Annotated in this window: 18 protein-coding genes; 13 read left to right on the forward strand and 5 right to left on the reverse strand. The window is 73.7% G+C overall.

Annotated features, from left to right (window positions below; all coding sequences use genetic code 11):
• Positions 1 to 147: 147 nt before the first annotated feature.
• Both J7E97_RS33075 and J7E97_RS33080 read right to left on the reverse strand, forming a co-directional pair.
• The gene (locus tag J7E97_RS33075; RefSeq protein WP_308346915.1) at positions 148 to 3,498 is read right to left on the reverse strand and encodes a beta-ketoacyl synthase N-terminal-like domain-containing protein; all 3,351 of its coding nucleotides are present in this window, start codon (positions 3,496 to 3,498) and stop codon (positions 148 to 150) included.
• Positions 3,458 to 4,795 (reverse strand): MFS transporter, encoded by a 1,338-nt coding sequence (locus J7E97_RS33080; RefSeq protein ID WP_308346916.1) that lies wholly within the window; start codon positions 4,793 to 4,795, stop codon positions 3,458 to 3,460. The genes J7E97_RS33075 and J7E97_RS33080 overlap by 41 nt, the downstream gene beginning before the upstream one ends.
• A gap of 233 nt (positions 4,796 to 5,028) precedes the next feature.
• Between J7E97_RS33080 and J7E97_RS33085 the strand changes: the two genes are divergently transcribed.
• Positions 5,029 to 5,949 carry a LuxR family transcriptional regulator gene (locus tag J7E97_RS33085; RefSeq protein ID WP_251055529.1) on the forward strand — a complete coding sequence of 307 codons (921 nt, stop codon included), beginning with the start codon at positions 5,029 to 5,031 and terminating at the stop codon, positions 5,947 to 5,949.
• A 91-nt stretch (positions 5,950 to 6,040) separates the two neighbouring features.
• Here the strand turns inward: J7E97_RS33085 and J7E97_RS33090 are convergent, their stop codons facing one another.
• On the reverse strand, positions 6,041 to 6,955 hold the full coding sequence (locus tag J7E97_RS33090) for an aminotransferase class IV (protein ID WP_215034939.1): 915 nt from the start codon (positions 6,953 to 6,955) through the stop codon (positions 6,041 to 6,043).
• Positions 6,952 to 9,129: an aminodeoxychorismate synthase component I gene (gene pabB, locus J7E97_RS33095; RefSeq protein WP_215034968.1), complete on the reverse strand. Its 2,178-nt coding sequence runs from the start codon at positions 9,127 to 9,129 to the stop codon at positions 6,952 to 6,954. Before pabB ends, J7E97_RS33090 begins: the two co-directional genes overlap by 4 nt.
• Positions 9,130 to 9,681: 552 nt before the next feature.
• On the opposite strand from pabB, the gene J7E97_RS33100 reads away from it, so the two are divergent.
• Positions 9,682 to 11,118 carry a class I adenylate-forming enzyme family protein gene (locus tag J7E97_RS33100; RefSeq protein ID WP_215034941.1) on the forward strand — a complete coding sequence of 479 codons (1,437 nt, stop codon included), beginning with the start codon at positions 9,682 to 9,684 and terminating at the stop codon, positions 11,116 to 11,118.
• A 56-nt stretch (positions 11,119 to 11,174) separates the two neighbouring features.
• Here J7E97_RS33100 and J7E97_RS36915 read toward each other — a convergent pair whose 3' ends face one another.
• Positions 11,175 to 11,885, reverse strand: coding sequence for a 4'-phosphopantetheinyl transferase superfamily protein (locus tag J7E97_RS36915; protein ID WP_215034943.1), 711 nt, complete (start codon positions 11,883 to 11,885; stop codon positions 11,175 to 11,177).
• Between the two features lie 84 nt (positions 11,886 to 11,969).
• On the opposite strand from J7E97_RS36915, the gene J7E97_RS33110 reads away from it, so the two are divergent.
• The 11 genes from J7E97_RS33110 to J7E97_RS33160 all read left to right on the forward strand — a co-directional run bounded on the left by J7E97_RS33110 (position 11,970) and on the right by J7E97_RS33160 (position 21,039).
• Positions 11,970 to 12,242, forward strand: coding sequence for an acyl carrier protein (locus tag J7E97_RS33110; RefSeq protein WP_215034945.1), 273 nt, complete (start codon positions 11,970 to 11,972; stop codon positions 12,240 to 12,242).
• Positions 12,239 to 12,499, forward strand: coding sequence for an acyl carrier protein (locus tag J7E97_RS33115; protein WP_215034947.1), 261 nt, complete (start codon positions 12,239 to 12,241; stop codon positions 12,497 to 12,499). The genes J7E97_RS33110 and J7E97_RS33115 overlap by 4 nt, the downstream gene beginning before the upstream one ends.
• A complete protein-coding gene (locus tag J7E97_RS33120) occupies positions 12,496 to 13,632 on the forward strand; it encodes a beta-ketoacyl synthase (RefSeq protein WP_215034949.1) in 1,137 nt (378 codons plus the stop codon). Before J7E97_RS33115 ends, J7E97_RS33120 begins: the two co-directional genes overlap by 4 nt.
• Positions 13,629 to 14,237, forward strand: a complete 609-nt coding sequence (locus J7E97_RS33125) for a hypothetical protein (protein WP_215034951.1) — start codon at positions 13,629 to 13,631, stop codon at positions 14,235 to 14,237. Before J7E97_RS33120 ends, J7E97_RS33125 begins: the two co-directional genes overlap by 4 nt.
• Positions 14,234 to 15,499, forward strand: coding sequence for a beta-ketoacyl synthase (locus J7E97_RS33130; protein WP_215034953.1), 1,266 nt, complete (start codon positions 14,234 to 14,236; stop codon positions 15,497 to 15,499). The genes J7E97_RS33125 and J7E97_RS33130 overlap by 4 nt, the downstream gene beginning before the upstream one ends.
• 165 nt (positions 15,500 to 15,664) lie before the next feature.
• Positions 15,665 to 16,246, forward strand: coding sequence for an L-2-amino-thiazoline-4-carboxylic acid hydrolase (locus J7E97_RS33135; protein WP_308346917.1), 582 nt, complete (start codon positions 15,665 to 15,667; stop codon positions 16,244 to 16,246).
• Positions 16,243 to 17,889 carry an AMP-binding protein gene (locus tag J7E97_RS33140; RefSeq protein WP_215034955.1) on the forward strand — a complete coding sequence of 549 codons (1,647 nt, stop codon included), beginning with the start codon at positions 16,243 to 16,245 and terminating at the stop codon, positions 17,887 to 17,889. Before J7E97_RS33135 ends, J7E97_RS33140 begins: the two co-directional genes overlap by 4 nt.
• Positions 17,886 to 18,974 carry a hypothetical protein gene (locus tag J7E97_RS33145; RefSeq protein WP_215034957.1) on the forward strand — a complete coding sequence of 363 codons (1,089 nt, stop codon included), beginning with the start codon at positions 17,886 to 17,888 and terminating at the stop codon, positions 18,972 to 18,974. Before J7E97_RS33140 ends, J7E97_RS33145 begins: the two co-directional genes overlap by 4 nt.
• A gap of 16 nt (positions 18,975 to 18,990) precedes the next feature.
• The gene (locus J7E97_RS33150) at positions 18,991 to 19,887 is read left to right on the forward strand and encodes a diiron oxygenase (RefSeq protein ID WP_215034960.1); all 897 of its coding nucleotides are present in this window, start codon (positions 18,991 to 18,993) and stop codon (positions 19,885 to 19,887) included.
• Positions 19,884 to 20,192, forward strand: coding sequence for an acyl carrier protein (locus J7E97_RS33155; RefSeq protein ID WP_215034962.1), 309 nt, complete (start codon positions 19,884 to 19,886; stop codon positions 20,190 to 20,192). Before J7E97_RS33150 ends, J7E97_RS33155 begins: the two co-directional genes overlap by 4 nt.
• Positions 20,167 to 21,039 carry an aminoacyl--tRNA ligase-related protein gene (locus tag J7E97_RS33160; RefSeq protein ID WP_215034964.1) on the forward strand — a complete coding sequence of 291 codons (873 nt, stop codon included), beginning with the start codon at positions 20,167 to 20,169 and terminating at the stop codon, positions 21,037 to 21,039. The genes J7E97_RS33155 and J7E97_RS33160 overlap by 26 nt, the downstream gene beginning before the upstream one ends.
• The last annotated feature ends 63 nt before the right edge of the window (positions 21,040 to 21,102 follow it).

A 21,102-nucleotide genomic window follows, 5' to 3' on the forward strand; every position in this document is an offset into this window, starting at 1 on the left:
GCGCCGGGCCGGCGGCGGGAGCCGGGGCCTGCCGCGGTGCCACGGGGGCGGGCGCCGGGGCGGGAGCCGCGAGGCGCTCCTTGGCCGCCGCGAGCTGCGCGGTGAGCCTTCCGGAGAGTTCCGCGGCCCGGTCCGCCGCGCTCGTGGTCATCGGACGCGCTCGGCGCCGAGCAGGGCGACCGCCTCGGAGAGCTGGACCAGCATGGCGGCCTGAGTCTCGGCCAGTACGTCGATCTGGCGGCGGAGCTCGGCCAGCTCGGACCGGTACCCGTACGGGGACTGCTCCGCGGGCGGGGTCGCGGGGGCGGGGGCCGGGCCGGGGGGCTGTGCGGGGATGACCACGGCCGCGGGCGCGGCGGCGGGCTCCGCGAACACCGGCGCGGCGGTCACGAACGGGGCGGCGGCGGTGAGCGAAGAGGTTGCCTTGGCCGGAGCCGTCGCGGCCGGAGCCGCCGTGGCCCTGCGCGAGGCGATCAGGCGGGCCGTCAGCTCGGGCGTCCCCGCGTCCTCCAGCACGTCGCGGACGGAGATCCGCACGCCGAACTCGCCCTCCAGCTGCTTGAGCATGCCGATGAGCTGGAGCGAGTCCGCCCCGAGACCGATGAAGGTCTGCCCGGCACCCACCTCGTCGCGCTCGTAGCCGAGGTGACGCGCGGTGAGTTCGAGTACCCGTCCGAGTACGTCCTGTTGGGTCATGCCGTCCTCCATGGAGCCTTGGTTCGTCCGTGCGTGGTCCACCGCGGTGCCGGAGCGGGCCGCGGGACCGGGATGCGGTGGGGGGCCGGTCCAGTACGACCGGTGCTGGAACGGGTATCCGGGCAGCGGGATCCGCCGTCCCGCGCAGCCGTCCAGGAGCGCCGTCCAGTCGACGGCGGCGCCGGCGCAGTACAGCCGGGCCACCGCGGCCCACAGGGCGTCCGGTCCGGTGCCCTGCCGCTGGGTCGGGACGCAGGGGGTACCGGGTGCGGCCCGGCGGGCCATGGCGGCCAGGGGCGCGCCGTGACCGAGCTCGACCAGGACGGGACGGGGCGCCAGCGTGCGCAGGACGGCGTGGAAGTCGGCCGTCCGCCGGGCCTGGCGCACCAGGTAGTCGGCGTCGGGCAGCCAGCCCGGCGGATGCGCCGTGCCGTCGAGCCCGCTGACGAACTCCACCTGGACGGGCCGGAGTACGGCCTTCTCGGCGGCCGCGCGCAGCGCGTCGAGCACGGGTTCGAGCAGGGCGGTGTGGAAGGCGCGGTCCACGGGCAGGAGCTCGCTCGCCTCCCCGCGCTCGGCGAGCCGGGCGCGGGCGGCCTCCACCGCCTGCGGACGGCCCGCGAGCACGTGGTGCGCGGGCCCGTTGGTCACGGCCAACTCCAGCCGCCCGTGCGCCGGTTCCCGGCCCTGCGGCCCGCCGGGGGCGTCCAGCAGGTCGCGTACGCGCTCCAGGGGGCTGAAGACGACCAGCATCGCGCCGGGCTCGGTGTCCTGCATGAGCCGGCCCCTGCGGCACAGCAGCCGCATGCCGTCCTCGACGGACAGGGCTCCCGCGACGCACAGGGCCGCGTACTCCCCGACGCTGTGTCCGGCGACGGCGGAGGGCGTCACGCCCAGCTGCCGCCAGAGCCGGGCCTGGGCCACCTGGAGCGCGAAGATCGCCGGCTGGGCGAAGGCGGTGTCCCACTGCGCGGGGCCCTCGCCGGCGACCAGCCGGTCGAGGAAGGTGTCCTCTCCGGTCTCCTCCCGGTGGACCCGGGCGCACTCCCGCAGGACCTCGGCCACCACCGGGAAGCGCCCGGCGAGCGCGGCCGCCATCCCCGGGCGGCCGCTGCCCTGGCCGCTGAAGACGAACGCGGGCGCGACGGCTTCGCCGGCCTCCACGGTCCCGGTGCAGTAGGCGGCTCCGGCAGCGGCGGCCGTCCCGGCGGCAGCGCCCGTACCGGCAGCGCCCGTACCGGCCGCGTCCTCCCCCGGCTCCCGACGGGCGGAATCCGTCAGGAACGCGTCGAGCGCCCCGGCCACGTCCCCGGAGGGCGCGGTGACGACGAGCCGGTGGCGCAGGTGGCGCCGGCCGAGCGCCAGGGTCGTCAGCACGTCGGCCGGGTCGAGGTCCGGGCTGCGGCGCAGGGTGTCGCGCAGGGCGCGGGCACTGTCCTCCAGGGCCCGGGGGGTCTGCGCCGACAGCGGCAGCAGGGCGGGCACCGGGGCGCCCGGGGTCCTGGCCGGGGCGGCCGGGGCCTCCTCCAGGATGACGTGCGCGTTGGTGCCGCCCATGCCGATGGAGTGCACGCCCGCCCGGCGCGGGCCACCCGCCGGCCAGGGCGTGGCACGCCGCGGCAGCACGAAGGGGCTGTCCTCGACGCCAAGCAGCGGATTGGGCCGGGTGAAGTTCACCAGCGGGGGCACGGTCCCGTGCCGCAGGACGAGGACGGCCTTGATGAGTCCGGCGAGGCCCGCGGCGCTGTCCAGGTGCCCGATGGCGGGCTTGGTGGAGCCGAGCGCGCAGAATCCGGTGCGGTCGGTGTGCCGGCGGAACGCCTCGGTGAGCGCGGCGAATTCGATCGGATCGCCCTTGTAGGTGCCGGTCCCGTGCGCCTCCAGGTAGCCGATCGTGTCGGCCCCCACCCCGGCGGCGTCCAGTGCCCCGAGCACCGCGTCCCGCTGGCCCGCGACCCCGGGCGCCGCGAAACCGGCCTTGCCCGCGCCGTCGTTGGTCACGGCGGAGCCCAGCAGGACGGCGTGCACGGTGTCCCCGTCGGCCAGCGCCTTCGCCAGCGGCTTGAGCAGGACGGCGGCCACACCGTTGCCGCCGACCGTGCCGTCCGCCGCCGCGTCGAAGGCGCGTACGGCGCCGGTCGGCGAGATCGTCGATCCCCGTACGTGCCGGTGCCCGGTGACCTGCGGCAGGTGCAGGGCGGCGGAGCCGACCACCATCAGGTCCGCGTCACCGGCGAGCAGCGCCTGGACGGCCAGGTGGACGGAGACCAGCCCGCTGGAGCAGGCCGTCGCGACGTTCACCGCCGGGCCTTCGAGACCGAGCCGGAACGACGCCCGGTTGGCGGTGAAGTCGGCGTAGTTGCCGACCTGGATCTGCTTGACCTCGGTCCAGTCGTCGGAGCGGCTCGACTCGCCGATCTGGGCGGCCAGGTAGCTGTGCAGCGAGTACAGGCGGTAGCCGATGCTCGCGTACACGCCGACCCGGTCCGCGGTGCCCGCGTAGCCGCCGTCCTCCAAGACGTGGTGGCAGCACTCCAGGAACAGCCGCTGCTGGGGGTCGGTCAGGGTGGCCTCGCGGCCGCTCATCCCGAAGAAGGCCGCGTCGAAGCCGTCGATGCCGTGCAGGAGGGCGCTGGATCCCGTGAAGTCGGGGTCCCGGTAGAGCTCCTGCGGCAGGCCCGCGGCGGCGAACTCCGCCTCCGTGAAGGGACGTACGTGCGAGGCGCCGGAGACGATGTCGCGCCAGTACTGCTCGGGCGTTTCAGCGCCCGGAAACCTCAGCGCCATCCCGATGACTGCCACGCGCCGGTCCTGCATTGCCGTTCCCTTCCTTCTCGCTCGCCGCCGCCGCCTTGCGCGACGTACCGCGCTGCCAGAGCACCTGGGCCACGAAGACCAGGGCGACGCCGATGGCGGCGCCGTGCGCGACGGCGACCACCGACAGTGGCGTGAAGGCGTCGAGCGCGGCGGCGACCACGATCATGCCGATGCCGAAACCGAGGTTCTCCACGGTGGCGGAGAGCCCGAAGGCGTGGGTGCGCAGACCGCTCGGCAGGGTCTGCAGGTGCGAGGTGTACGAGACCTCGGTGAGCCCGTCCGCCGCCCCCGCGAGGACGGCGACCACGATGGTCGCGGCCCACGGGAACCCGGCGAAGGCCAGGATGAAGGTGGCCGACATGGCGATGGTGCCGAGCCCGAAGCCGAGGGCGCCGACGGAGCGTTCCGTGCGCTTGGTGTACTGGCGCAGGACTTGCTGGACGAGGACGTTGCCGACGGCCCACACGCACCAGAAGACACTGACGAAGACGGCCGGGTCGTCGGTGTCCAGCCTCGTGGAGTACACGGGCAGCGCCGCGTTGTGCGAGGAGGAGCCGAGCGCGTCCACGCCGCGCAGCGCCACCATGAGCAGCAGGGCGGGGGCCGTCGTCAGCGCGGCGAGCGCGGCGGAGGAGCGGACCTTGCCGTTCGCGTTCCCCTTCCCGCCGCCGGCCTCGCCGTCCTCCCGGTCCGCGTCGCCCGGCCGGTCCGCGCCCGTGGGCAGGAGCGCGACGGCGAGGGCGCAGATCAGGAAGGTGGCCATGTCCGCGAGGAAGGCCGCGGTGTAGCCGAGCAGGGAGACCACCAGGCCGGAGGAGGCGAAGCCCGCGACCATGGCGAGCGAACGCCAGCTGACCATCAGCGAGTTCGCCCAGGTGGTGCGGCCCTCGCCGACCATGGCGGGGATGGAGCTGCGGAACGCGACCATGAACAGGGTTCCGGCGGCGCCGACCACGGCCGAGACCGTGAACAGCGCGGCCGTGCGGTACCCGTCCGGGGCGGCCACCAGGAGCACCATCGCCGCGGCCTGGACCAGGTTGGCCCAGAGCATCGCGCTCTTCGCGGACCAGCGGGCGAGCAGGGGGCCGCACACCAGGCCGGTCAGGAACCCGGCGGCGAAGCGCACGATCAGGAACACGCCGACGGCCAGGGCCCGGTCGGTCACCGCGTACACGTACAGGTTCAGCGCGATCAGGTTGAGGAAGGTGCCGTACGAGGAGATCGCGTAGCCGCCGACCAGCAACCGGTAGCGACGCTCCTTGAGAGCCGTACCGGACGTCACGAACTGACCTGTGCCGAGAGGGTGTCGGCTCGAACCGAGTCGGACATGAATGACTTCCCCTTCGAACACACGCACGGAGTACCGGGCCAACATAGGCGGCCGGACGCCTTCGACGCATGCGAATGGGGGGACGTACAAATGTAATGTGCACAGTTGTGAAGCGAGGTCATGTCGGCACAGCCGGACACGATTGCGGCGAATCGACCGCGCACCCCCGGCCCTGCGAGGCGGGGTTGGCCGTCTATCGCACGGCGCTGCGCGAAGGCCGCGTACCGCACGATGAGGTACCGCCCTGCCTGTGGCGGCTCCACCTCGTCGTCGAGGATTCCGAGGACCCCGAGTACGCCGTCCCCATCACGCCCGCCGCCGCGACGTTCGCGACGATGGCCCCCTTGGAGGACCTGCTCGCGGAGCAGCGCAGGACCATGGACTCCGTCCGGGCCACCCTGTCCGCCTTCGAGGCCGTCTACGCGCAGGAGCGGGACGCGGCACGGCCCTCGCTGGTCCGGCTCGTCGGCAGGGACGTCATCCACACGGCGCTGGAGGCGGCCGTCGGCGGCTGCCGCCACGAGCTGCGTACGGTCCAACCCGGCGGCGGGCGACCGGAATCGGCGCTGGCTGAGGCCCTGGACCGGGACCTGCGGGCCCTGGGCCGCGGGGTGCGCCAGCGCACCGTCTACCAGCACACCGTCCACACCCACCGGCCGACCATGTGGTACGTCGAGCAGATCACGGCGGCCGGCGGCGAGGTCCGCAGCCGGGCGGAGGTCCTGGAGCGCTTCATCATCTGCGACCAGGACCACGCCTTCATACCGCTGTCCGATGAACCGTCCGGGGGCGCCCTGCACATCAGCGAGCCTTCGCTGGTGCGGTTCCTGACCCGCTACTTCGAGCAGATCTGGGAACGCTCCACGCCGGTCCCCCACAACGGACCGGCGCCGCGCAGCCCGATCGTCACCACCGACCTCCAGCAGACCATCCTGCGCGCCGTGGTCGGCGGCGAGACGGACAGCACCATCGCCCGCCGCCTGGGCATGAGCCGGCGCAGCGTGGCCGAGCACATCCGCAAGGTGTCCGTGGAACTGGGCAGCGGCAGCCGCGCCCAACTGGGCTACCTGCTGGCCGGTTCCGGGCTCCTGGAACCGGCCGGCTGAGGCGGCCGGGCAGGGGCCGGGCAGGGGCCGGGCAGGGGCAGGGGCCGGGGCCGGTCCCGGCGGGCGGTGGTCCCGGCACCGGCCTGCGCGGTCACCGCGGCAGCGGCTCCGCGAGGCCGTCCAGCCAGGCCTGCCAGGCGGCGGCCCGCACCGGTTCACCGGCCGGGAGCGAACCGCCCGTCCAGGCGGTGACGGGGCGCAGTCCGTGCAGGGCGTTGGTCACCCAGACCTCCCGTCCGGCCAGGGCGGACAGCCGGCGCCGGCAGGGCCGTACCTCCACGCCCGTCCGTACGGCATGCTCCAGCAGCAGCGAGGCGGTGACCCCGGGCAGGACCGGCAGATCGGCGGCCGGGTGGCACAGCACGTCCCCCTCCCACCACAGGAGCGAGGAGTTGGCCGCTTCGAGCACCACCCCGTCCGCGGTGACCAGGAGCGCCTCGTCGGCGTCCGCGGCCGCGGCCTTCCCGCGTACGGCGGCCAGCGCGTCCAGGTCCGGCCCCTTGTGCCGGGGCGTCCCGCGCGGGTCGCAGACGGCCAGGCCCCAGACCCGGGCGGACGTACCGCGCGCGGGCGCCGGGCGCAGCCGGTACAGCAACCGGTGGCCGCCGGGCAGGACCGTGTCCGGGGGCGCGTCCGCGGCCGCCCGCTCGAGCTCGACACGCGGGAACCACGGCCCGCCCTCCCGGGGCAGCAGGGCCGTCATGGCGGTCCAGAAGGCCTCCAGGAGCCCTTCGGGGACGTCCCCGGTCCCGGCGCAGGTGGCGGTGAAGCGGCGCCGGTGCCGGTCCAGGGCCCGCACCCGGCCGTCGGCGACCAGCCAGGAGTCCGCGGCGAGGAGCTCGCCCCGGCTCTCCGCGCCGGGGGCCCCGACCTCGCGCAGGGCGCCGGCCGGGGTGAGGGCGAAGAGCCACTCCCGGCGGGCGGGCTCCGCCGACATGGTCAACTCGTTCGGGTCGTTCGCCTCGGTCGGCTCGTTCGGCTCGTTCGGCTCGGGCTGCGCGCTCACCGGGCCACCGTAGCCCCCTCGGCCGCCCCCGCGGCGGGGCCGGCTTCGGCGCCGGGGAAACCGGTGCCGAGCAGCCGCAGCAGCGGGGTCGTCTTGGTGATCGTCTCCTCGTACTCGGCGTCCGGGTCGGAAAGGGCGACGATGGCTCCCCCGACCCCGTAGCGGACGCCCTTCGGGCTCACGACGGCGGTGCGGATGACGATGCTGAGGTCGGCGCCGCCGCACAGGGAGAAGTAGCCGATCGCTCCGGAGTAGACGCCTCGCGGGCCCTCCTCCAGTTCGTCGATGATCTGCATGGTGCGGATCTTGGGGGCGCCCGTCATCGAGCCGCCCGGGAACGCCGTGCGCACGCACTCCACGGCGCTCACCCCGGGGCGCAGCTTGGCCCGTACGGTGCTGACGAGCTGGTGGACCGTGGCGAAGGTCTCCACGTCGAACAGCTTGGGCACGTGGACCGAGCCGACCTCCGCGCACCGGCCGAGGTCGTTGCGGACCAGGTCGACGATCATGAGGTTCTCCGAGCGGTCCTTCTCGTTGTTCCGCAGGTCGGTCCGCAGCGCCTCATCCTCGGCCGCAGTGGCGCCGCGCGGCCGGGTGCCCTTGATCGGCTTGGATTCGGCCAGCCCCTCGGCGGTGACGCGCAGGAACCGCTCCGGCGAGGTGCTGAGTACGGCCAGGTCCTCGAAGAGGAGCAGCGAGGCGAACGGCGCCGGGCTGGTGCGGCGCAGGAAGCGGTACCCCTCCCAGGGGTCCACCTTGGCCTCGCTGTGCAGCTCGTTGGTGAGGCAGACCTCGTACGTCTCGCCGGCCGCGATGTCCTCCTGGCTGCGCCGGATGCGGTCCAGGTAGGCGTTCCGGTCGTGCCGCAGGCGCAGATCGCCGGCGTCCACGGGCTGCGCGGGCACCTCGGCGTCGGCCGTCCTCCCGGCGAGGGCGCTCAGCCGCCCGGCGGTGGTGCGCAGCCATGCGCGGGCGGACGCGTCGAGGGCGAGCGCCTCGGCGTCGTGGGCGGGGTCGGCGGGGGCCAGGGCGAGGAGGTGCGTGGTACCGGTCAGGTGGTCGAAGGCCAGGGCGCGGGCGGCGAACACCATCGTGGCGTCGGGCTCCTGCGAGCGGTGGACGACCGGTCCCGCCCCGCACTGCGCCTTGAGTTCGTACCCCAGGTAGCCGACCCAGCCGAGGGCGAAGTTGCAGGGGTTCTCGGACCGTTCGGGCAGTTCCACCCGCAGGGACTTCAGGTCCTCGTCGATCCAGTCGAAGAACGGGCGCCGGGCGACCTGCGCGCTGCGGACGCCGTCCCGCTCGGACACGACGGTGACCGTGCCGGCCGACACGTCGGCCGTGGCCACGCGGGCCAGCTCGCCCGAGGCGTCCCCCATGATCGAGAACCGGCCCGTGGCGCCGTCGCTGCGGCTGCTGTCGAGCCAGAACGCGTGGTTCCCGCCGCGCAGCAGCTCGTCGAAGACGATCTCGGGGTCCCAGTCGGTGGGCAGCCGCTCGGTGAGGACGCGCAGGTGCCGGCTGGGAGCCGGGCGGGCGGGCTCGGCCGCCGGCACGGCCGGTACGACGGCTCGCGCCGCGGGGTGGTCCGCCTGCCAGCGGGCCGTGAGGTCCCGGAAGTTCCGCATCATCCGCAGCCCGTGCTCGCTGCTTATGGACTCCGGGTGGAACTGAACGCCCCACAGCGGGCGTTCGCGGTGGCGCAGGCCCATGAGGATGCCGCCCGGCGCCCACGCGGTGGCTTCCAGGACGCCCTCGGGCAGGTCGGTCACCGTGAGCGAGTGGTAGCGCACGACGTCGAAGGGCGACGGGATGCCCGCGAAGAGCTCCGTCCCGTCGTGCTCCACGGGGGAGACCCGTCCGTGACGGGGCTCGGGGGCGCGCGGCACGGAGGCACCGCTCAGGTGCGCGATGCCCTGATGGCCGAGGCAGACGCCGAGGACCGGGCGGTCCGCCGCGCGGACGATCTCGCCGCAGATCCCGAAGTCCTCGGGGCGTTCGGGTGTTCCGGGACCGGGAGACAGGACGACATTGTCGAATCCGTCGAGGTCGCTGATTTTCCACCCGGGTTCGTCATTGCGGATGACGACAGGTTCCTGCCCGTTCGCCTCCGCCAAGAGGTGGAACAGATTGAAGGTGAAGGAGTCGTAGTTATCCACCAGGAGCGTGCGCATACTCACCTCACGAGGTCATGGAGGGACGGATTCGATCAGGTTGTCGAATCCGACCAGGCCAGGGCGGCAAGGCTTTGCGCGCACCGAGAACAGCCGGGGTTCGACCGAGAGATTCGGACGCTTGGGTTTCAGGCGGACGACGCGATCCGACGACCGCCTCGATGGAGATGCCGCCGCAGGCCATGAGGCCCGTCAACAGAAGGCACGCATGGGCGACATGGAACGCCCGCCCCGCTTCTGGGCAGGTGCGTACCGGGCCCTGCTCCGCGCCACGTCCGGACATCTCCCGATTCCCCTAAAGAGAAACCCGGGAGCAAATGCTCTCCCCGTTCAACACTGGGAGACCGTACAGGGAGTTCGCGCTCCGTCAAACCCTTTCCGGCCAGCCCGGAGCGCCGCACGGGAGAACTCGGGAGTAGGAATTCGCTATTCCGCAATTCCGTTGTCGCGTATGGACAATGCGACTTGACAGTCCCCGAGCAGCCGTTTCTATTATGCGTTGCTGCTGGACCAGTCGGGGTGAATCAGCAGGTCAACGGGGGGTGTGAGTTCATGAGCAAAGATTTCGGAGGCCCCCGGCCCGAGATGACCGAGCCGGAACACCACGGCGGGAACTGGGTCGACGACCTGCTCCTGCACGCCGATCACGAAGACACCGCTCCGGCGGTGCACATCGGCGAGCGACTGGATCGCGCCACCCTCCGCCGCCGGGTCCGGACCCGGCACGCGGAGCTCACGGAGAGCGGGCTGCGCAGCGGCGGCGCCGTCGCACTGCAACTGCCCCCGTCCCTAGCCCTGTTGACCGACCTGCTCGCCGCGTGGCGGGCCGGGGCCCAGGTGGTCCTGCTCGACCACCGGCTGACCGGCCACGAGACCGATCGGGCACTGCGCCGGGTCACCCCGCAGTTCGTCGTCCGTCCGGCCGCGCCGGTACGCAGCGGCGCCCTGCGCGGCTTCCACGCCGTAGACGCCGTCGTCGAGGCCTACCCGGACGGGCGCCCGGCCGCCACCGGCCACGCCCTCGTCCAGCTCAGCTCCGGCTCGACCGGTCCCTCCAAGGTGATCGGGCGCACGGCCGAGGACCTCGTCGCCGAAGTCCACCGCTACACCCGGATCCCGGGCATGCCCCGGCCGGGCGAGCGCATCGTGGTCCTCAACTCCCTCGTCCACGCCATGGGGTTGATGGCGGGACTGCTGCACAGCCTGCACGCGGGCGTCGAGATCGTGCTGCCGGAGCGGATGACCGCCGACGGCATCCTCACCGCCGTGGCCGCGCGCGGTGCGTCGACCGTGATCACGGGCGTGCCGTTCCACGCCCAGCTGCTGGCCTCGGTCTCCGCTCCCCCGGCGCTGCCCCACCTCGTCCGGGCGATCACCGCCGGCGAATCCGTCCGTCCCGGGGTCGCCGAGGCCTTCACGGCCCGGTTCGGGGTGCCGCTGGGCGAGGTGTACGGCATGACGGAGACGGGAGTCATCGCGGCCGACCTGTCCGGGGCCAACCGCCCGGCCACCGGCTGGGCGGCGCCCGGCATCGACGTGAAGACCGTGGACGGCGAACTCCTCGTACGCCGTCCGGTGAGCCCGTACCTCGGGCTCACCGACCCGGACCGCTGGAGTGACGGCTGGCTGCGCACCCGCGACGCCGCGACGCTCGACCCGCAGACCGGTCTGCTCGGCATCCTCGGGCGGCTGGACTCCCAGGTGTCGGTCGGCGGCCTCAAGGTCGACCTCACCGAGGTCGAGCTGACCCTCTCCGAACTGCCCGGCGTGCGCGAGGCGGTGGTGGTCCACGACGGGGCCATCGAGGCCTACGCGGTCCTCGACGAGGAGGTCACCGCGCGCTCCGTGGAGAGCCTGCTCGCCGAGCGCGTGGCCGGCTTCAAACTGCCGCGCCGCATCCACCCGGTGACGGCCCTGCCCCGGACCACCACCGGGAAGCCGGTGCGGGACCCGGCCGCCCTGCGAGCGACCGCGCTGGAGCGGATGTGATCCCCGTGGCACCGTACGGAAGGCGGGCCGTGCGCCCGCGCCCCGGGGCGGGAGGCTCAGCCGTCCACGCGGGTCACGGACACCGGGAGGCCCTCGGTGCCCGGACCGCCCGCCACACACAGCACGTAGCCCTCGGGCGCCCCGGGCACGGCGCTGGTCATTCCCGCACCCGGGAAGATCTCCCGCAGGGCCACCGGACTCCCGGGAGCGGGCGCGGGCGGCAGACCGGAGGCGGGCAGCGGAACCGGACCCAGCCGGCCGCCGCCTGCCAGCCCGGTACCGCGGGCCTTGCCCAGCGCCTCCTTGTGCGTCCAGACCCACAGCAGGGCGCGGGACCGCAGGGCGGCGTCATGGCCCTCGATCCAGCGCGCGTCCTCCTCGCCGAACCAGCGGCGGGCCAGCGCCAGCGCCGGGAGCTCGCGGACCGGCTCCACGTCCACGCCCACGTCCGCGCCGGTGCAGACCGCCACCGCCGTCAGGCCGCGGGTGTGGCTCACGCTCACGTTCACCCGGACGGGCGGGGGCACGGGCACCAGCGCCCGCGCCGGCACCCGTGCCGCCGGCCGGCGGGTCCGGCCCCCGGGACGTGAGACCACGTACGGCCGCCCGCCCGGCTCCCGGGCCACGTCCAGCTCGTCCGCCCCGACGCCCAGTACGGCGCCCGCGGCCCGCCGCAGGAGCGCCTTCGCGTGCCGCCGCTGGTCCCCGACCGGGACCGCGAGCCACACCTCGACCCGGGACGCCGCCACCGCCACCGTCACCGCCACCCCATTCGTCCTCGACGCCCAACGCCACGCCCAACATCCCGACCACCACCACGAACACTGATCCGAGATCCAAGGAGCCCCTTCATGAGCACTCCTGTGCGCGCATTCGTAGTGAACACCCTCGAAACCATGAACCTCGACACGGCCGACCTCACGGACGCCACCCCCATCGGTGACGACGGCCTGGAGCTGGAGTCGCTCACCACCGCCGAACTCGTCATGCAGGTCGAGGAGGAGTTCGGGGTGAAGTTCTCCGACGAGGACGTGGAGGCGCTCCAGGCCATGACCGTCGGCGAGTTCATCGCCCAGGTCGAGCAGCGCACGACCCAGGTCACGGCCGAGGCGGGCTCGGTATGAGCGGCCCGGCCCTCGCTCCCGGCCGCGAGGAGGTGATCGCCCTCCTCGCCCAGCACGACGAGTGCCCTCCCGAGGCCGTGGGCGAGCGCATCGACTCCCTGCAACTGGCGTGGCTGGTGCACGTCGTCGAGGAGCGGTACGGAATCCGGCTCGACCTCGACGAGGACCTGGAGGCCATGGACACGGTCGACGGCGCCGTCACGGTACTGGGCAACGCCCTGGCCGCCGCGCCCGCGCCGGACCGGAGCGCCTCGTGACCGGGACGCAACGGGACGTCGTCATCACCGGGCTCGGCGTCACCAGCGCCTTCGGACGCGGCGTCGACGCCCTCCGGCAGGGACTGGCCGCCTCCCGGCCCGCGTTCGGCCCGCTCACACGCTTCGCGACGGACCGCTACCGCACGGGCATCGCCGCCACGCTGCCGGACGCGACCGACCTGGACGAGGAGCTGCGCCGCGTCGTGGACGAGGCCTGCGACCGGGCCGGGCTGGCACCGGCGGAGCGCGCGCAGGCGCCGCTGCTGCTCGGCCGGCACGCCGACCCCGCCGTCGCCCGCCGGCCACTGGCCGTCCAGGGCAAGAGCGCCATCTCGGACACCACGGCCGCCCTGGCGCGGGCCTGCGGGCTGCGCGGGGCGGCCCGGACCTACACCAACGCCTGTGTCGCCGCGAGCACCGCGCTCTTCGAGGCCGCCGTACGGATCCGCACCGGCCGCGAGGACCGGATCGTCGTCTCCGCCGGCTACCTCGTCGACGAGGACAACTTCGCCCTGTTCTCCGCCGGCCGGGCGCTCTCCCCGGAAGGCGTCCTGCGCCCCTTCAGCGCGGGCCGCCGCGGGCTGCTGCTCGGCGACGGAGTCGGCGCGGTGGTCCTGGAGTCCTCGGCGGCCGCCGAGGCCCGCGGCGCCCGGCCGCTCGCCGTCCTGTCCGGCTGGGGCCTGGCCGGCGACGCCCACCACGTGTGCCGGCCGCACCCCGAAGGCCTGGGCATGGCACGGGCCATCACCTCCGCACTGGCCAGGGCCGCACTGGCGCCCGAGGACATCGACTACGTCAACGCCCACGGCACCGGCACGCCCGCCAACGACTCGGCGGAGAGCTCCGCCCTGCGCCGGGCCCTCGGCGACGCGGTCGACAGCACACCGGTGAGCTCCACGAAGTCCCTCCACGGGCACTCCCTGGAAGCGTCCGGAATGCTCGAACTCGCCGTGAGCATGCTGGCCCTCCAGCACGGCGAACTCCCCGTGAACGCGGGCTACTCGGGCCCCGACGACGAGTGCCGCCTGGACCTCGTCCTCGACGAGCCCCGCCGGGTCTCCCCCCGGCACGTCCTCAGCCTGAACGCCGCCTTCGGCGGAGCCAACACCGCATTGGTGGTGAGCACGCCATGACCTCCCCCTCCCTCCACACGGCTGCCGTGGACATCCTCGCCGAGGACGCCTGGCCCGGCCCGGGCGACGGCGAACTGCCGCCGCCGCTCTCCGGGTTCGTCGTGTCCGCCTTCAGCCCCATGGCCTCGGCGGCCGCCGACCGCTGCCTGGAACAGGTCCACGGAACCCTCGGAACACGGACGCCCACGGAGCCGGCGGCCGAAACCGGCGACGGCCGGCCGGGGCCGGGCCGCCCGGCCGCGCGCACGGCGATCGTGCTCGCCACCCGGGGCGGCGACCTGGAGACCCACACGGCGACCGCCGTCGCCGTGGACGCCGGCAAGTCCGCCGCGCCCCTGCTCTTCTTCCAGTCCGTGCCCAACGCGGTGGTCGGACACATCGCCAAGCGCTGGGAACTCACCGGCCCGGTGATCTGCTTCAGCCCCGACGACGCGACCGGCGACCCGCTGGGCGAAGCCCTGGACATCACCCGCTCCCTGGTCGCCGGCGGCGACGCCGAGGAGGCGCTCGTCCTGCTGGTGGAACAGGCCGGGCCGGACGGCGGACCGGGAAGCGCCCGCGCCCTGCTGGTGCGTCCCGCGCCCGGGGCCGGGGAGGGCTCGTGAGGAGCGGACTCCGGGAGCAGTACGACGTCTGGGTCACCGGTATCGGACTGGTCACCCCGCTGGGACTCGGCGTGCCCGCCTTCGTCGACGGGCTGGCGGCCCAGCGGTCCGGGCTGCGCCGGCTGGAGGGCCCCGAATGGGCCTCGACCGGCGCCGACGTCGCCGGCGTCGCCCCCGACATCTCCGCCCTGGACTTCCTGCAGCGCGCCGAGGCCCGGACGGTCGACCGGTTCGTGCTGATGGCCCTGGCCGCCGCGGACGAGGCGCTCGGCGACAGCGAGCTGACCGTGGGCCGCGACGTGGCCGCCGACCGCGTGGCCGTCGTGGTCTCCACGGGCGCCGGCGGCCTCGCCACGTACGAGGAGCAGGCCGTCGCCCGCGCCGCCCGCGGCCGGGCCGCGGTCAGCCCGTACCTGCTCCCCGGCATGCTGCCCAACATGGCGGCGGCCCGCATCGCCATCCGGCACGGCGTCCGCGGCCTCAGCAGCTCCATCGCGACCGCTTGCGCGGCCGGTGCGATGTCGGTGGCCGAGGGGCTGCGGCTGATCCGCGAGGGCACCGCGGACGTCGTGATCTGCGGGGGCACCGACACCGCCCTCGCGCCCTCCGTGGCCACGTCCTTCGGCAACGCCCGCGCGCTGGCACGGGCCGGGGAGGGCGATCCGGCCGCGGCCAGCCGTCCGTTCGACCTGGACCGCGGCGGCTTCGTACTGGCCGAGGGCGCCGGGATCCTCGTCCTGGAGCGGGCCGCCCACGCCCGTGCCCGCTCGGCGACCGCCTACGGCCGGGTGCTCGGGTGGGGCGCGACCAGCGACGCCCACCACCCCACCTCGCCGCGCCCCGACGGCTCGGGGGCCGCCGACGCCATGCGCCTCGCGCTGGCGAACGCGGGCCTGGCGGCCCGGGACATCGGCTACGTCAACGCCCACGGCACCGGCACCAAGGTCGGCGACCTGGCCGAGGCACGGGCCGTCCGCTCGGTCTTCGGCGACGACGGGCCGCCGGTCAGCTCGATCAAGGGCGCCGTCGGCCATCTCCTGGGCGCGGCGGGCGCCGTGGAGGCGGCGGCGACCGTACTCGCCCTGCACCACGGCAGCCTCCCGGTGACGGCCAACCTCGACCGGCCCGACCCGGAGTGCGCGCTCGACCACGTACGCGGCGCACCCCGCGCGGCGACTCCCGAGGCCGCGCTGTCCAACTCCTTCGCCTTCGGCGGCCACAACGTGAGCCTCGTGTTCGGCCGGGCCACGGGCGCGGCCTGAGCGCGCCGCCCCGGCACTCCGCCAGCCCGCCGCCCCGGCACTCCCGTACTCCCGTACTCCCGTACTCCCGTACTCCCGTACTCCCGTACCGAAACGACCACTCCGCCGCCCGACCACCCGACCCCCGACCACCCGACCACCCGACCACCGAAGGACGAGGACACCGTGACCAGTTCCGCATCCCAAGCCCCGGGACCGGCCGACCCCGCCGGGCCCTCCGCCGACCTGCTGCGCCAGTTCTGGTGGCTGCACGACGCCCGCTGGTACCAGGGGGTCGCGCGCCGCTTCGGCCAGGACGCGGCGAACGAGATCAACGCGGAGGCGATGCAGTTCGTCACCCGCCGGATCGCCTCCGCCTACGCACGGGAGAAGGGACTGGGGCCGGAGCTCTCCGCCGCCGAGCTGGCCGCGGCGCTCACCGGCATCTCGGAGCTGATGACCGGGGACGGCGTGGAAGCCGCCAACAAGATCACCGGCGAGGACTCCTTCGAGACGGCGGTGACCCGCAACTTCGCCCTGGAGATGCTGGCGCGCGCCGGAACGCTGGAGGGCTACGACTGCCCGTGCCCGCAGATGCGGGCGGGCTGGTTCGAGGGGCTGAAGACCGAGGTCGACGACCACCGCGTGGAGTGCCTGCGCACCGGAGGCGCCGCCTGCCGCTTCCGGTCGAGCACGTCGGTCCCGGTGGCCGCCGCGGCCACCGAGGCCGCCGCCCCCGACGAAACCCCTGGGAAGGAAACCGCGTGACCACCCCCGACTCCGGCGCGCCCGCCGCGTACGTCACCAGTGCCATCGAGCAGTTCACCGCCCGGGGCGAGCAGACCGCGCTGATCCACGGCGAGCGGACCATGACCTTCGCGGAGCTCCTCTCGCTGGCCTACCGCACGGCCCGGGTCCTGCGGGACCACGGCCTGGGCCGCGGCGACCGGCTCGTCCTGCTGGCCGCCAACCCCATCGAGATGTCGGCGGTGGGCCTGGCCGCCCACCTCCTCGGCGTCAGCTACACCCCGGTGTACGCGGCCGGCGGCGAGCAGGTCGTCGACCACATCCTGCGCGACGCCGCCCCCGCCGCCGTGGTCCTCGCCTGCGCCGGGCCGATCCTGCCCGCGCACCGCATGATCAGCATCGCCCGCGAGGCCGGCGTGAAGCTGCTCTTCGGCCTCGGCCCCAGTCCCGACCGGGACCCGGACCCCGATGTGACCGACCTCCTCGACGAGGCCGCCCGCCGGCCGGACGCGCCCCTCCCCGTGGCCGCGCAGGAGGGCGACATCGCCCGGGTGCTGTACACGGGCGGCACGACCGGGCTGCCCAAGGGCGTGGTGTACACCTTCGGCGCGCTGACCGCGGCCGCCGGCGCCTGGGCGGGCGCCGCGCCCCCGCCGGGGCTGCGCTTCCTGGCCATGACGCCGATGGCGCACGCGGCGGGCGCGATCGCCTGCGGCCTGCTGCGCCACCACGTGAGCGTCGAGCTCTTCGACGAGTTCGACGCCGATCTGCTGCTGCGGCGGATCGGCGAGGCCTCCGCCGAAGGCCGGCCGGTCACCACCTACCTCTACCCCCCGTTCCTCTACCGGCTCCTGGACCACCCCGAGCTGGCGGCCACCGACCTCTCCGGGCTCGCCCTCGTCAGCTACGGCAGCGCGCCCGTGACCCCGCACCGCCTCGCCCAGGCGGTCCGCAGCCTCGGCCCCCGGCTGCGGCAGAGCTACGCGCTGACCGAGGCCATCGCGATCACCAGCCTGGGCCCCGAGGACCACGCGGCGGCCGCCGCGGCCCGGCCCGAGCTGTTCGCCTCCGTGGGGCGGGCGGTGCCCGGCGTGTCCCTGCGGGTCACCGGTGCGGACGGCCGCGCGCTGGCGCCCCGTACCGAAGGCGCGGTCGAGGTGTCCGGGCCCACGGTGATGGCCGGGTACTGGCAGCGGCCCGACCTGACCGCAGGGGTGCTGCGGGACGGCTGGCTGAGCACCGGCGACATGGGGCGCGTCGACGACGACGGCTACCTGTACCTGACCGGGCGGGAGAAGGACCTCGTCATCGTCGACGGGACCAACTGCTACCCCCAGGCCGTCGAGAACGTGCTGACCGCCCACCCGGCCGTCCGGCGGGCCGCCGTCATCGGAGTGCCCGACGCGCGGACGGGCGAGGCCCTGATCGCCGTCTGCACCGCCGCCCCGGACGGGCCGGCCGCCGCCTCCGAGGGCCTCGGCCCGCCGAACGTCGTGGCGCGCCTGCGCGACTCGGTACGGGCCGCCCTGGGCGCGGCTCACGTGCCCGCGCGGATCGAGTTCGTCCGGGACATCCCCACGGCCTCGTACGGAAAGCCCGACAAGGCGGCCCTGCGCGCCCTGCTCGCCCCCACGAACCCGACGTCCACCCGGAGCAACGGATGAACATCCAAGCCAAACCGTGGGTCCGCCCCGCGCAGCCCCGCGGCCTGGAAGGCTGGCTGGAGTCCCTGCGGGACCTGCTGGTGATCCCTCCCGAACTGCGCGACGAGTGGGTGGAGCGCGACGCCGCGCTCGACATGCTCCAGTGCGGGCCGGAGATCCTCGACGAACTGCTGCGCGGCGGCCTGCCGCACGGCGGGACACCGGGAGCCGAACGCTTCGACCGCTTCGACCTGGTGAACCTCGCGCTGTACTCCGGCTCCGGGAACTCCGTCCCCGAGAAGACGATGCGCTACGCGCTGCGCTGGATGCACGCCGACCCGCAGACCCTCTTCCGCCCCCGCCGTTGGGACTACTCCGTCACCCTCTCGCCGCCGGCCGCCGACGCGCGGACGGACCCCGAGCGGATGGACTGGAACCTGGCCACGCCCCACCCCGAACTGAGCGGCGGCTGGACCGAGTCCCTGTCGATCGGGCCGGGAGCCTCGCTCGGGGAGAAGGACGTCACCGCGCGCGCCTCGTCCGGACTGGAGGTCTCCGGGGTCCTGGTGACCTCGGGCGAGCGGCGCGAGATCCGCTCGGAGCGGCTGCGCGAGATCGTCACCTCCTTCGGGCCCGACCGGTTCCGCTGGGGGCGCATGCCCGAGGAACTCCAGTGGCGCAAGGACGACGTCCTGTCCCAGGGGTACGCCCCCTGCATCTCGGTGTGCCTGGAGCTCGCCGAGCGGTGCCGGGAGGCCGGCTTCGAGGCCCGCACCCGGCGCGGCTGGATCATGGGCATGCTCGACCTCGCCCACTCGTGGCTGGAGGTCGTGGACGAGGACGGCCTGGTCAAGAACGTCGACCCCGCCTTCGTCATCCTCGCCGACCACCACGCCGAGTCGCCGCACCCGGCGATCGCGGAGGCGTTCACCGGCTCGCTCCTGAACCGCCTGCTGCCGACGGAACACCACGCGGACGAACCGGTGAACGGCTACCGCCGTGACGGCCTGTTCGCCCACCCGCGACACCAGACCAACATCCAGCTCGCGGCGGAGCAGCCCGCTCCGCGCGAGAGCGCCGGTGCCGGCAACGGCTCCGGCAGCTGAGAGAGGAAGCAGATCCATGACCGCGCCCGTGCCCGTGCTGCAAGCCGACGAGCAGTTGCAGTCCATACTCGACCGGCTCGTCGCCATGTCCGAGCGGGACCACTACGACCCCTACACGATGTTCGACTGGCCCGATTCCCTGCCGGAGAACGAGTACTGGATGACTCCGGAGCTGCTCTCCATCCACGGGACCAAGGTGGCCGAGTCGTTCACCGAGGAGCAGAAGTGGGCGATCAGCAAGTGGGAGAGCGTCAACTTCTACAGCCTCAACGTCGACGGCATCCGTGAGCTGATCACCGAGATCATCGCGCGGATCCACACGAAGGACTTCGCGCTCTCCTCCGAGTACTTCCACCACATGATCGGCGAGGAGAACTCGCACATGTGGTTCTTCGCCCGCTTCTGCCTGCTGTACGGCGGCAAGGTCTACCCCGACAAGGGCGTCCAGCTGGAGATGAAGTCCGAGGGCGAGTCCGCCCACTTCCTCGTCTTCGCGCGGCTCCTCCTCTTCGAAGAGGTCGTCGACTTCTTCAACAAGCGGATGGGCGACGACGAGCGGCTGCACCCGACCATCCGCAAGATCAACGCGATCCACCACCAGGACGAGTCGCGGCACGTCGCCTTCGGGCGGCAGATCGTCTCGCACCTCCACCGGCAGCTGCGCGAGAAGCTCAGTGCGCAGGAGCTGGCCGAGCTCGAGCTGTACCTCAAGCGCTACCTGCGCAAGTCGGTGGACGGCCTGGTGAACCCGGCGGCGTTCAAGGACGCGGGCATCCCGAACCCGTACCGGGTGCGGAACGAGATCCTGGCCGACCCGGCCTTCCACGAGCTGGAGCGCAAGATGCTGAAGCGTTCCATGAGCTTCCTGGTGAACGAGGGCATCTTCACCGACGACGTTCTGCCGCGCTCATGAGCGGGGTCGCGGAGCAGACGACGCAGCAGACGGCGGAGCAGTCGACGCAGCAGGCGCCGACCGGTTTCGACGCCGTGATCCATTACCTGCTGAGCAAGCGTCCGGATCTCACCTCGATCGACCCGGAGCTCGACCTGGTCGAGAACCGCATCCTCGACTCGCTCGGATTCGTCAACTTCCTCTACGTACTGGAAGAGCAGACGGGCGAAGAGATCTTGATGGAGAACGTCACACCTTCGGATTTCCGTACGATCAACGCCATTCGAAAGAGGTTCTTCCATGAGTCCGACCAGTCCGGCTCCTGAAGCGGCTCGCGCCCCCGCGACCCGCGGCGGACTCGCCACGCTGGGCCCGGGGGCGCTGAAGCTGCGGGCCGCGCTCGACGGGGTGTTCACCCAATGGGGCATCGAGGCCGGGGCCGACCCGGTCCAGTACCCGCCCCTGATGCGGGTCGAGGACCTGCACCGGCTCGACTACTTCCAGAACTTCCCGCACCTGGCGATCCTGGGAGCGGCCCTCACGGAGGAGGCCGCGCCCGAGTACGCCACGGGCGGACCGCGGCAGCCGACCCTCCCGGCCGGCCACCTCACGGAAGCGGCGTACGCGCTGCCCTCGGCGGCCTGTTACAACGTCTACCTCGACCTGGCCGGCCGCACCCTGACGGACGGTCCGCACATGGTGACCACGGTCGCCACGTGCTTCCGCCGCGAGACCCACTACGACGGCCTGCGCCGGCTGCTGGGCTTCAGCATGCGCGAGATCGTCTGCGTCGGCGGGCGGGACGAGGTCCTGGAGCACCTCCAGACGTTCCGCAAGAAGGTGTCGGGCTACCTGACGGAGCTCGGGCTGCCGGTGGAGATCCAGGCCGCCACCGACCCGTTCTTCGACGCGAGCGCGGGACGCGCGCTGATGGCCCAGCTCTTCCCGGTGAAGGAGGAGTTCGTCTTCGACGGGTCCCTGGCCATCGGCTCGCTCAACTTCCACCGCAACTTCTTCGGCGAGCGCTGCGACATCCGCACGGCGGACGGCGAGCCCGCGTTCACCGGCTGCGTCGCCTTCGGCCTCGAGCGCTGGATCAGCGCGCTCACCACGCACCTCGGCCTGACCGAAGCGGAGCTGGCCGACCACGTACTGGCGGTCGGCCGGCCGTGACCCGGGACGGATCGGATAGGGCGCCGGACCCCGGCGGGACGGACCCCGGCGGGACGGACCCCG

Source organism: Streptomyces sp. ISL-66 (assembly GCF_018614135.1).
Classification (GTDB): domain Bacteria; phylum Actinomycetota; class Actinomycetes; order Streptomycetales; family Streptomycetaceae; genus Streptomyces.

Bases quoted from the DNA above. Each gene is read 5' to 3' on its own strand.
- J7E97_RS33110 (WP_215034945.1), top strand. From the start codon at position 11,970: ATGAGCACTCCTGTGCGCGCATTCGTAGTGAACACCCTCGAAACCATG.
- J7E97_RS33125 (WP_215034951.1), top strand. From the start codon at position 13,629: ATGACCTCCCCCTCCCTCCACACGGCTGCCGTGGACATCCTCGCCGAG.
- J7E97_RS33115 (WP_215034947.1), top strand. From the start codon at position 12,239: ATGAGCGGCCCGGCCCTCGCTCCCGGCCGCGAGGAGGTGATCGCCCTC.
- pabB (WP_215034968.1), bottom strand. From the start codon at position 9,129: ATGCGCACGCTCCTGGTGGATAACTACGACTCCTTCACCTTCAATCTG.
- J7E97_RS33150 (WP_215034960.1), top strand. From the start codon at position 18,991: ATGACCGCGCCCGTGCCCGTGCTGCAAGCCGACGAGCAGTTGCAGTCC.
- J7E97_RS33155 (WP_215034962.1), top strand. From the start codon at position 19,884: ATGAGCGGGGTCGCGGAGCAGACGACGCAGCAGACGGCGGAGCAGTCG.
- J7E97_RS33160 (WP_215034964.1), top strand. From the start codon at position 20,167: ATGAGTCCGACCAGTCCGGCTCCTGAAGCGGCTCGCGCCCCCGCGACC.
- J7E97_RS33145 (WP_215034957.1), top strand. From the start codon at position 17,886: ATGAACATCCAAGCCAAACCGTGGGTCCGCCCCGCGCAGCCCCGCGGC.
- J7E97_RS33100 (WP_215034941.1), top strand. From the start codon at position 9,682: ATGAGCAAAGATTTCGGAGGCCCCCGGCCCGAGATGACCGAGCCGGAA.